10 protein-coding genes are annotated in these 9,028 nt (G+C 74.3%); 4 read left to right on the plus strand and 6 right to left on the minus strand.

Annotation, left to right across the window (positions count from 1 at the left end):
* Positions 1-126: 126 nt before the first annotated feature.
* From ACFVUH_RS31620 to ACFVUH_RS31635, 4 genes are read left to right on the plus strand one after another with little or no spacing between them, the layout of a single operon-like run.
* On the plus strand, positions 127-1,686 hold the full coding sequence (locus ACFVUH_RS31620; RefSeq protein ID WP_387916809.1) for an ABC transporter substrate-binding protein: 1,560 nt from the start codon (positions 127-129) through the stop codon (positions 1,684-1,686).
* Complete coding sequence (locus ACFVUH_RS31625) at positions 1,671-2,687, plus strand: ABC transporter permease (protein WP_387916851.1); 1,017 nt, start codon at positions 1,671-1,673, stop codon at positions 2,685-2,687. The genes ACFVUH_RS31620 and ACFVUH_RS31625 overlap by 16 nt, the downstream gene beginning before the upstream one ends.
* Entirely contained in the window at positions 2,684-3,529 is an 846-nt protein-coding gene (locus tag ACFVUH_RS31630; RefSeq protein WP_387916811.1) for an ABC transporter permease, read from the plus strand. Before ACFVUH_RS31625 ends, ACFVUH_RS31630 begins: the two co-directional genes overlap by 4 nt.
* Entirely contained in the window at positions 3,526-4,965 is a 1,440-nt protein-coding gene (locus ACFVUH_RS31635; RefSeq protein ID WP_387916813.1) for an ABC transporter ATP-binding protein, read from the plus strand. The genes ACFVUH_RS31630 and ACFVUH_RS31635 overlap by 4 nt, the downstream gene beginning before the upstream one ends.
* 166 nt (positions 4,966-5,131) lie before the next feature.
* Here the strand turns inward: ACFVUH_RS31635 and ACFVUH_RS31640 are convergent, their stop codons facing one another.
* The 6 genes from ACFVUH_RS31640 to ACFVUH_RS31665 all read right to left on the minus strand — a co-directional run bounded on the left by ACFVUH_RS31640 (position 5,132) and on the right by ACFVUH_RS31665 (position 8,785).
* The gene (locus tag ACFVUH_RS31640) at positions 5,132-5,605 is read right to left on the minus strand and encodes a MarR family winged helix-turn-helix transcriptional regulator (RefSeq protein ID WP_387916815.1); all 474 of its coding nucleotides are present in this window, start codon (positions 5,603-5,605) and stop codon (positions 5,132-5,134) included.
* Between the two features lie 200 nt (positions 5,606-5,805).
* On the minus strand, positions 5,806-6,759 hold the full coding sequence (locus ACFVUH_RS31645) for a M56 family metallopeptidase (protein WP_387916817.1): 954 nt from the start codon (positions 6,757-6,759) through the stop codon (positions 5,806-5,808).
* Positions 6,756-7,145: a BlaI/MecI/CopY family transcriptional regulator gene (locus tag ACFVUH_RS31650; protein WP_387916819.1), complete on the minus strand. Its 390-nt coding sequence runs from the start codon at positions 7,143-7,145 to the stop codon at positions 6,756-6,758. Before ACFVUH_RS31650 ends, ACFVUH_RS31645 begins: the two co-directional genes overlap by 4 nt.
* A 385-nt stretch (positions 7,146-7,530) precedes the next feature.
* The gene (locus tag ACFVUH_RS31655; protein WP_387916852.1) at positions 7,531-7,998 is read right to left on the minus strand and encodes a multicopper oxidase domain-containing protein; all 468 of its coding nucleotides are present in this window, start codon (positions 7,996-7,998) and stop codon (positions 7,531-7,533) included.
* Positions 7,998-8,648 carry a multicopper oxidase domain-containing protein gene (locus ACFVUH_RS31660; RefSeq protein WP_387916821.1) on the minus strand — a complete coding sequence of 217 codons (651 nt, stop codon included), beginning with the start codon at positions 8,646-8,648 and terminating at the stop codon, positions 7,998-8,000. Before ACFVUH_RS31660 ends, ACFVUH_RS31655 begins: the two co-directional genes overlap by 1 nt.
* On the minus strand, positions 8,645-8,785 hold the full coding sequence (locus ACFVUH_RS31665; RefSeq protein WP_387916823.1) for a hypothetical protein: 141 nt from the start codon (positions 8,783-8,785) through the stop codon (positions 8,645-8,647). Before ACFVUH_RS31665 ends, ACFVUH_RS31660 begins: the two co-directional genes overlap by 4 nt.
* Between the last annotated feature and the right edge of the window lie 243 nt (positions 8,786-9,028).

Raw genomic sequence — 9,028 nt, forward strand, 5'->3', positions numbered from 1 at the left:
CGGGACAGGTCGCCCGTCGGCCGAGTTGCCGCACCGGCGTTGCGAAGGGTCCTCAACTTAGGATAGGTAAACCTAAGTAACCTCTGCTCGATCTGAAAATCGCACGACCTGAAACGAGGAACGACCGTGAGCGTCACCAGACGACAGCTGCTGTGGGCCGGTGCCGGGATCGGGGCGGCCGGTGCGCTCGCCGCCTGCAGCAGCACCGCCACCGGTTCCGCGGACCCGGCAGCATCGGGTTCGGCCTCCGAACAGCCCCGAAGCGGTGGGACGTTGAAGGTCGGTGCACTCGGCAAGGCGGCCTCCGTCACCCGCGACCCGCACGGCTCCCAGGCCAACGAGAGCGACTACCTGATCCTCAGCCTGATCTACGACACCCTCGCGGTGCCGGGGGAGAAGACCAACACCGCCCCGCGCCTGGCGGCGAGCTGGACCCCGTCGGCGGACCTGAAGACCTGGCGCTTCACCATCGCCGAGGGCGCCAAGTTCCACGACGGCACCCCCGTCACCGCCGACGACGTGGTCTTCTCCCTCAAGCGCCTGCGCGCCACCCCGGCCGGCAAGAGCCGCCTGCCCGGCATCCAGCCCGAGGGCATCAGTGCCGCCGACGCCAGGACCGTGGTCCTGGTCTCCGACTACGCCAATGCCGACCTGCCGCTGCTCACCCGTCTGACCACCTTCGTCGTCAAGAAGGACACCACGGACGACGCCATCGCGAGCGCGCCCGGCACCGGCCCGTTCAAGCTCGACTGGTTCCGCGACGGCAACGCCCGCCTGGTGCGCAACGACGACTGGTACGGCGGCAAGGTGCTGCTGGACGCCATCGAGGTGCGGATCTTCGAGAGCCCGCAGGCCATGGCCAACGCCCTGCTCGCCGGCCAGATCGACGTCGCCTCCAACGTCGGCGCCGTCGCGGCCCGAACCGCCGAGGCCCGCAAGGACGTCCAGATCCTGCGCCGCCCCAACGACATGGCGATGCCGATCGTGATGCGCGCCGCCGACGGCCCGTTCGCCGACCCGAGGGTCCGGGAGGCGCTGCGGCTGGCGGTGGACCGCGAGGCGATGGTCAAGCAGGTCCTCTCCGGCTACGGCACGATCGGCAACGACATCCTGGGCACCGGAGACCCCGCCTTCGCCAAGGACATCCCGCAGCGGGGGCGTGACCTCCCCAAGGCCAAGCAACTGCTCACCGAGGCCGGCTTCGACACCGCCGAGTCCTACGACCTGCTCACCACCGAGGACATCCCGGGCCTCGCCGAGTCGGCGACGCTGTTCGCCACCCAGGCCCGCGAGGCCGGGGTGAGGATCAACGTGGTCAAGCAGGACTCCAAGGTCTTCTGGGACGAGAGCTGGCTCAAGGCCCCGCTCTACACCAGCTACTGGGGCACCAACGACTCCGTGGTGTTCTTCGCCTCCAAGACGATGCTCTCCGACGCCGGCCAGAACGAGGCCGCCTTCAAGGACCCCGCCTTCGACGAGGCGTACCGCAAGGCCATGGGCACCGCCGATGCGGCCGAGCGCGCCACGGTGCTGCACGAACTCCAGGAGATCGAGTTCGCCAGGTCCGGCTACCTGCTGTGGGGCATGGCCGACGGCATCGACCTGGCCGGCGCCGCGGTGCGCGACCTCCCCAAGCTCCCCGGCTACGGGCGCGTCCAGCTCGAGAAGACCTGGCTGGCCCGTTGATCCAGGGAACCCCCGGCGACGGCGCCACCGCGCTCAAGGCGCCGCCCGGCCCGGCCCGCATCCTTCCCGGTGCGGGCCGGGCCGCCGCCCTGGCCGCCCGGCGCCTGCTGATGCTCCTGCTGCTCCTGGCCGCGGTGTTCGCCGCGATCGAGGTGCTGCCGGGCGACGCCGCCAGGTCCGTCTCCGAGCGCGGCGAGAGCGCCGCCGACCTCGCCGCCCGCCGCGCCGCCCTCGGCCTCGACCGGCCGGTCGCGGCCCGGTTCCGGGACTGGATGACCGGCCTGCCCACCGGTGACCTGGGCACCACCGCCCGCGGGCAGAAGGTCACCGACGTCCTCGCCGGGCCCTTCCCCAACACCCTTCTGCTCGGGGTCCTGGCCCTGCTCCTGAGCGTCATCGGGGCACTCGCACTGGGCAGTTGGGCCACCTTGCGCCCCGGCGGGCGGATCGACCGGATCATCGCCGTCGCCGCCACGGCCGCGTTCGCGCTGCCCGAGTTCGTCGTCTCCGTCGCCCTGCTGCTCCTGCTCTCCCAGTGGACCGGCTGGCTGCCGGCCGTCACCCTCACCGGCCCCGACGGCGCACCCGCCTCCTGGGACATGCTGGTGCTGCCCCTGCTGGCCCTGGCGATCCCCCAGATCGGCTGGAACACCCGGATCGTGCGCGGCGCGCTGGCCGACCAGGCCGCCCTGCCCCACGTGCAGGCCGCCATCCTCGACGGCCTTCCCCGCCGCCGCGTCCTCACCCACCACATGCTGCCCGGCGCGCTTCCCGCCGTCGCCGTCTCCACCGCCACCTCGGCCGGCATGCTGCTCGGAGGCGCCGTCGTCGTCGAGACCCTCTTCAACTACCCCGGCATCGGCGCCGTCCTGGCCACCGCCATCACCGACCGCGACACACCGCTGGTCGCCGGAGTCGTCGCCGCCACCGGAGCCACCGTCAGCGTCCTGCTGCTCCTGGCCGACCTGATCCGCGACCGCGTCCTGGGAGCACGTCCGTGACCGCCGCCACCCCCTCCGCCGCAGTGCGCCAACACCCCTCCCGCGCGCGGGTGCTGACCCGGGCGGTACCCGCGCTGCTGCTCGTCGCCCTCGCCGTCACCGGGCCGCTGATCGCCCCGGAGGCGATCGACAAGCCCGTCACCATGCCCTACGGCACCCCCGACTCCGCCGCCGCCCTCGGCGGGGACCTGCTGGGCCGCGACGTGCTCAGCCGCCTGCTCGCGGGCGGCGCACCGCTGATCGCCACCGCCCTGGCCATCGCCGTCCTCGTCACCTCCGCCGCGACCGTGCTCGGCATCCTCGCGGCGCTCCGCCCGCGCCTGGGACGGTGGCTGGAACGCGCCGCCGACCTCGCCATCCTGCTGCCCGCCGTCCTCGGCATCATGCTCATCGCCCTCGCCTGGCCCGGCGGCGGACGCCTGGCCGTCGGCGCCGCCGCCACCGTGCTCGGCATCCCCTACGCCGTGCGCGTCGTCGCCGCGGCCGCCGCCCCCGTCGCCGCCACCGGCTACGTCGAGACGGCCGCCGCCGGCGGCGAGCGCCTGTGGTACCTGATGGCCCGCGAGGTGCTGCCCAACCTGCGCGCCACCCTGCTCGCCCTGTTCGGCCTGCGCTTCGTCGAAGGCGTCTACGTCGTCTCCGTCGCCGCCTTCCTCCAGCTCGGCCCACAACCCCCCGAAGCGGACTGGGCCTTGATGATCCGCGAGAACGCCCCCGGCATCATGCTCAACCCCTGGGCAGTGGCCGCTCCGTGCCTGGCGATCGGCCTGCTCGCCGTCAGCGTCAACCTCGCCGCCGACGCCCTCGCACCCGCCCGGCCCACCCCGGAGGCCCCCCTGTGAACACCACCGCCACGGTCACCGGCCTCACCGTCGCCCTGACCGACGGCACCGCGCTGCTCCGCGACACCACTTTCGCCCTGGAGCCGGGCCGCGTCCACGCCGTCACCGGCCCCTCCGGCTCCGGCAAGACCACCCTGCTGCGCGCCCTCGCCGGAGCCCTTCCCCCCGGCGCCGTGACGACCGGCCGGGTCACCGTCCTCGGGCACGACATCCTCGCCCTCGCGCCCGAGCCGCTGCGGCGCCTTCGCCGCCACCGCCTCGCCTACCTCGGCCAGGACCCCGGCTCCGGCCTCAACCCCCGCATGCGCGCGGGGCGCCTCATCACCGAGACCGCCACCGACAAGTCCCCCGCGGCCCTGCACCGCCTCCTGACGCAGGTGCGCCTGCCCACCGACCAGCAGATCGAACGGCGCCGCCCCGCCGCCCTGTCCGGCGGCCAGCAACGCCGCGTCGCCCTCGCCCGCGCCCTCGCCCGCCGCCCCGACCTGCTCCTCCTGGACGAACCCACCGCCGGCCTGGACGCCGCCCTGCGCGACGAGATCGCCGACCTCCTGCGCGACCTCGCCCACCACGACGGCATCACCATCGCCCTCACCAGCCACGACCCCGACTTCGTCGCCCGCTGCGCCGACGCCACCCACACCCTGCACGCCCCCGCCCCGCCCGCCGGGGCGGTCCCGGTCCAGCGCGGCACCACACCCACCACGCCCCCGGGGCCGGACGGCGACGGCGTTCTGACCATCCGGTCACTCACCGCGCACGTGGGCACCGGCCGCGCCCGCCGCCAGGTCCTCACCGGCATCGACCTCGACGTGCGCCCCGGCGCCCTGACCGCGATCGTCGGCCCCTCCGGCTGCGGCAAGACCACGCTGCTGCGCACCCTCGCCGGCCTCCACCCCGCCACCACCGGAACCCTCACCCTGGACGGCCGCCCGCTCACCGGCACCCACCGCTCGCGCACCCGCGAACAGCTGCGCCGCGTCCAGCTGGTGCCGCAGAACCCGCTCGGCGCGCTCAACCCCGCCCGTACGGTCGGTGCCACCCTCACCCGCCCGCTCACCCTCCACCGCACCGCGCCCCCCGAGCAGCACCCCGCCCGGGTCTCCGGGCTGCTCACGGCGGTCGGTCTGCCCGCCGAGTTCGCCACCCGCTACCCGCACGAGCTCTCCGGCGGGCAGCGTCAACGGGTCTCCATCGCCCGGGCCCTGGCCGCCGACCCCGCCGTCCTGCTGTGCGACGAGGTCACCTCCGCCCTGGACACCGCCACGGCGGACGGCATCATGGCCCTGCTGCGCGACCTGCGCAGCACCAGGGGCCTCGCGGTCGTCCTCGTCACCCACGAGCTCCACCTGGTCCACGCCCACGCCGACCACACCGTGATCCTCGACGACGGCGCCGCCGAGCCGTCCGGGACGGGTCGGTCCGTCGCACTCTGACGGGCCGCCAGGCACCACGCCGGACCCGGTGGACCCCGGTGCTGCCGCTCGGCCCGACCAAGGAGAACATCGTGGTACCGGCCGGTGGCCCGCTCGCCACCGCCACCCTCCACACCGGCGGGCCGTCACCGGCGCAGCCGCAGCGGTACGTCACGGCCGGGCGGGCTCAGCCTCCGGGGACCGCCTTCCGGCGGCCGCGGGCCGGGGCGGTGGCGCACACCCGGCGCAGCAGGTAGCCGAGCTGACTGCGCTCGCCCTTGGTGAGGGAGGTGAGCAGCACCGCTTCGACGTGTCCGGTGTCGGTCTGCAGGTGGTCGAGTGCGGCCTGTCCGGGCGGGGCGAGCAGGACGAGTTCCTGACGGCCGCCGGCATGCACCACCATCGAGGTGACCAGGGTCTTGTCCAGCAGGTCGTCGACCACCCCGGAGGTCTCCTCGGGGGTGGCGCCGACCTGCGCGGCGAGGTCGGGGCGGGCGTGCGGACCGTGTTCGGCCAGGGTCTGGAGGACCTGCTGGTGAAGGCGGCTGAGCCCCCGGTCCGCGAGGAGGTCGGTGAGCAGGCCGTCGGCGGCCCGGGCGGCGGTGGCCAGCAGGTGGATGACGTGGTCGGAAGGCTGTGAGCCTTTGCCCCTCTCGTACACACCGCTTCCAATCCGGGGAGCGCGACGCCCGCTCCGGAGGGAGCCCCAACGTCGCGCGCCGGCGGCACACCAGTGTGCTGCTGGGCCGGCCGGGCCGGGCGTTGGCGGCGCTCCCGATGGCGGGCACGCGAAGTAAACCGAGGCTCACCGTACCCGCGCCCCGCCCGCTTGGTCTACATCAATGTCGTCACCCGGGGGCGTCAGCGTCCCCGGATCCCCTCCGCCGCCAGCTCGACGTACTCGTGGAGGCCGTAGGCGATGGCGACCGCCGCGACGGCGCACGCGAGCACCGACAGGACCAGCCCGAGGGCGGCGGCGCGCGCGGAGGGCGCTTCGGGCCGCACGGGCAGGGGACCGAGGAGGGCTTCGACACGCTGCGGGACCGGTCCGCTGTTCACCGCCAGCAGCGGGCCGCGCGCCGGGCGGGCGGCGGAGGCTCCGGCGAGGGCGGCGCGGGCGATGGCAGCCGCGGCCAGGCGGCGGTTGCCGACCGCACGGGCGGCGGCTTCGTCGGCCCACCGTTCGAGGTGGAAGTCCAGCGCCGGGCGCAGGGAGCGCAGGGCCGGGTGGACGGCTGCGGTCAGGTGGACCGCGACGGACAGCAGGTGGTGGCGACCGGTGAGATGGGCCCGCTCGTGGGCGATGAGCACCTCGCGTTCCCGGTCCCCGAGAGCCTGGAGCATGGCACGGGTGACGACGATGCGCCCCGGCCGGCGGTGCCGGCCGGGCAGGGCGTAGGCGTCGGGGCACTCGCCCGGTACGACCAGCAGGTCGCCGTCGACCTCGCCGTCGACCTCGGCGTCGGCGGCGGCGACCCAGGCGCGCGCCAGGAGCGAGCGGTGCTCGAACCAGCGGCGGATCACGAGGACGAGCTGGATGGCCATGACGACCGCGGCGAGGGCCGCCACCGGCAGGGCGGCGGGCCACTCGGTGGCGACCTGGGCGAGGGTGAGCTGTTCGAGGCCGGCGAGGAACGGGACATGGGCGAGACCGAACAGGGCTGCCCCCGTGCCGCCCGCGGCCAGGACCGCCGCCGAGGTGATCGCCGCGCACGCCTCCTTCGGCGGGAGGACGGCGGCGAGGCGGCGGGCCGCTGCGGCCGCGGCCCAGGGGAACGCCAGAGCCGCGGTGACCAGGAGCAGGACGAGGGTCACGGGCCTTCCCCGGCGCTCTCGGCCTGCTCCAGCAGACGGCGCAGCACGTCCTCGTCGCCGTCGGAGAGGGAGGAGACGAACCGCTTGAGAACCAGGTCGCGGTTGGCGCCGGCGTCGAGTTCGCGGCGCATCCGGCCGGCGGCGAGTCCGGCGGCGTCGTCCGCCGCCGAGTAGGCGTAACCCCGGCCGGAGCGGACCCGCACCACGGTGCCCTTCTCGTGCAGGCGGATGAGGATGGTGGCCACCGTGGTGCGGGCCAGGCCCCGGCCGAGCGCGGTGTTGACCTGCTGGGGAGTCATCGGGCTCTCGGCGGCCCACAGGGCGGCCAGCACGTCGGAAACGAGCTCGCCGTGCGGGCGCCTGGCTTCCTGGTTGTCGTGCCCCATGCTGCTCCCGTCCCGCTGGTCCGGCGGCCCCGGTGCCCCGGACGGCCACTTAGGTATGCCTCATCAAACCTTACGGGCGCGGGCCGCGGCGGTTGAACGGACCCCGGTGCGCACCCGGCCGGGCCGCGAGTGGGGGCCTCCTCCGGTGGTGCCAGGAGAAGCCGGCCGCCCACGGCTGGAGCGAGGACCAGCCGTGGACCGGTGCGCGGGTGGCCCACCCCGATCGGCCGGAGGTTCCACGTCTCCTGCAGCGTCCCGGGTGCCACCCGGCCGATGCGCCGGGTGTTCGAGTTCCTGCCGGCGGTGGAGATCGAGTCGTCCCGTGCCGGTGCCGCTCGGACGGCGATCCGAGCGGCACGGGTGTCAGGGGGTGTTGCGGCCTTGCTCAGAGGACCTCGTAGTTGGCCATCATGGCCATGTCCTCGTGTTCGAGGTTGTGGCAGTGGAGCATGTAGCGGCCTCGGTAGCCGTCGAAGCGGACGAGGACCTCGACGACCTCGTAGGGGCGGACGTCGACGGTGTCCTTCCACCCGGCGCCCGTCGGTGCCGGGGGCTTGCCGCCGCGTGACAGGACCAGGAAGTGGGCGAGGTGGAGGTGGACCGGGTGGTGGAAGTCGCTGCTGAAGCGCCATCGTTCGACGGTTCCCAGGCGGGGGTTCGCCAGGGTCTCCGAGCTGTTGAAGGGCTTGCCGTTGATCGTCCACATCGCGTTCCCGTCGTCCCCGCCGCTGCGGCGGAAGTCGAACTGGCAGGTCCGCGTGGCGGTCTTGGGGTCGGGCGAGGCGGAGCTCTTGGACAGCTGGGCGGGAATCCGGCTCGTGTCGTTCTCCTGGCGGGTGACGCGGAAGCGCATCACCTGGCGCATCCTCCCGTCGGCCAGGGTGTTGACCAGGGTGACGTGGCTGCCGACGGGGCATGCGGCGAAGTCGACGACGACGTCGAAGCGTTCGGCGGGTGCGACGGGTATCGCGCCGAGGGTCCGCGGCGCCGCAGGAGTCCCGCATCGCTGCCGACCTGGACGAACGGCAGGTCGTCCCCGTGCTCCCGTTCCAGTGCCAGGCGGTAGCGGCGGGCGTTGGAGGCGTTGAGCAGCCGGAGCCGGTAGCGGGTGGCCGAGACCTCCCGGACGTGCATGGACGTGGGCACGGGCAGTGTGTTGGCCAGTTGGACGACCATCGGTCGCCCCGACCGGCCGATGAACGTCGGGCCGGGGAAGATGCCGTCGTACCCCCACACGGTCGTCCTCGTGCCGGGCACGATCTCGACGGCCGCCTCGCGCTGGGTGAGGTCGTAGTAGTCGGTGCCGTTGACGGTGCGGACCGGGGCCGCGACGGGCGGGAGGGCCAGCGGCACGGTGAAGGCTTCGGGCAGCCGCAGGGCGCTGGTCAGCACCTTGCCGGTCTTCTCGCCCGTCACCGCGGCATACGTCGCCGCACCGAGGGGGACGGCCAGGCCCGCGCCGGCGCCGGCCGCGAGTGTGAGGAACCGTCGGCGGGAGGTCACTGGCCGTCCTCCCGGGCGGGGTTCCGGGGCCGGCCCGGGCGGAACGTGAAGGCCCAGTACGTCAGCGCCGCGCCGAACCCGAAGACGGCCATGCCCAGGGGGAGGTGTCCGCCGAGCATCCGGCCCCGTCGTGTCACGGGGACGCTGGTGCTGCGGTGCGGGCGCGGCTGCTCGGGCCGGGTCCGCACGCAATTGGCGTGAGGCGAGGAGAGTGAGGGCTCCGGCCGCGGCCAGGACCCCGAAGGCCGGCCGGTAGGACGTGCTCTCGGCCTCCGCACCTCCGAGGTGTTCGGCGGCGTTCAGGGGGACCGTCCCCGCCTGGTGTTCCCGGGCGCCGGGACCGTGACCAGCCGGCGTGCAGGCCGAACTCGACGGGCACC

This window comes from Kitasatospora sp. NPDC058032 (assembly GCF_042885845.1).
Classification (GTDB): Bacteria; Actinomycetota; Actinomycetes; order Streptomycetales; family Streptomycetaceae; genus Kitasatospora.

What these genes read in the sequence shown, in the direction of transcription:
- ACFVUH_RS31650 (WP_387916819.1), bottom strand. Translation starts at nt 7,145, where the DNA reads ATGGGGCACGACAACCAGGAAGCCAGGCGCCCGCACGGCGAGCTCGTT.
- ACFVUH_RS31655 (WP_387916852.1), bottom strand. Translation starts at nt 7,998, where the DNA reads ATGCGCTTCCGCGTCACCCGCCAGGAGAACGACACGAGCCGGATTCCC.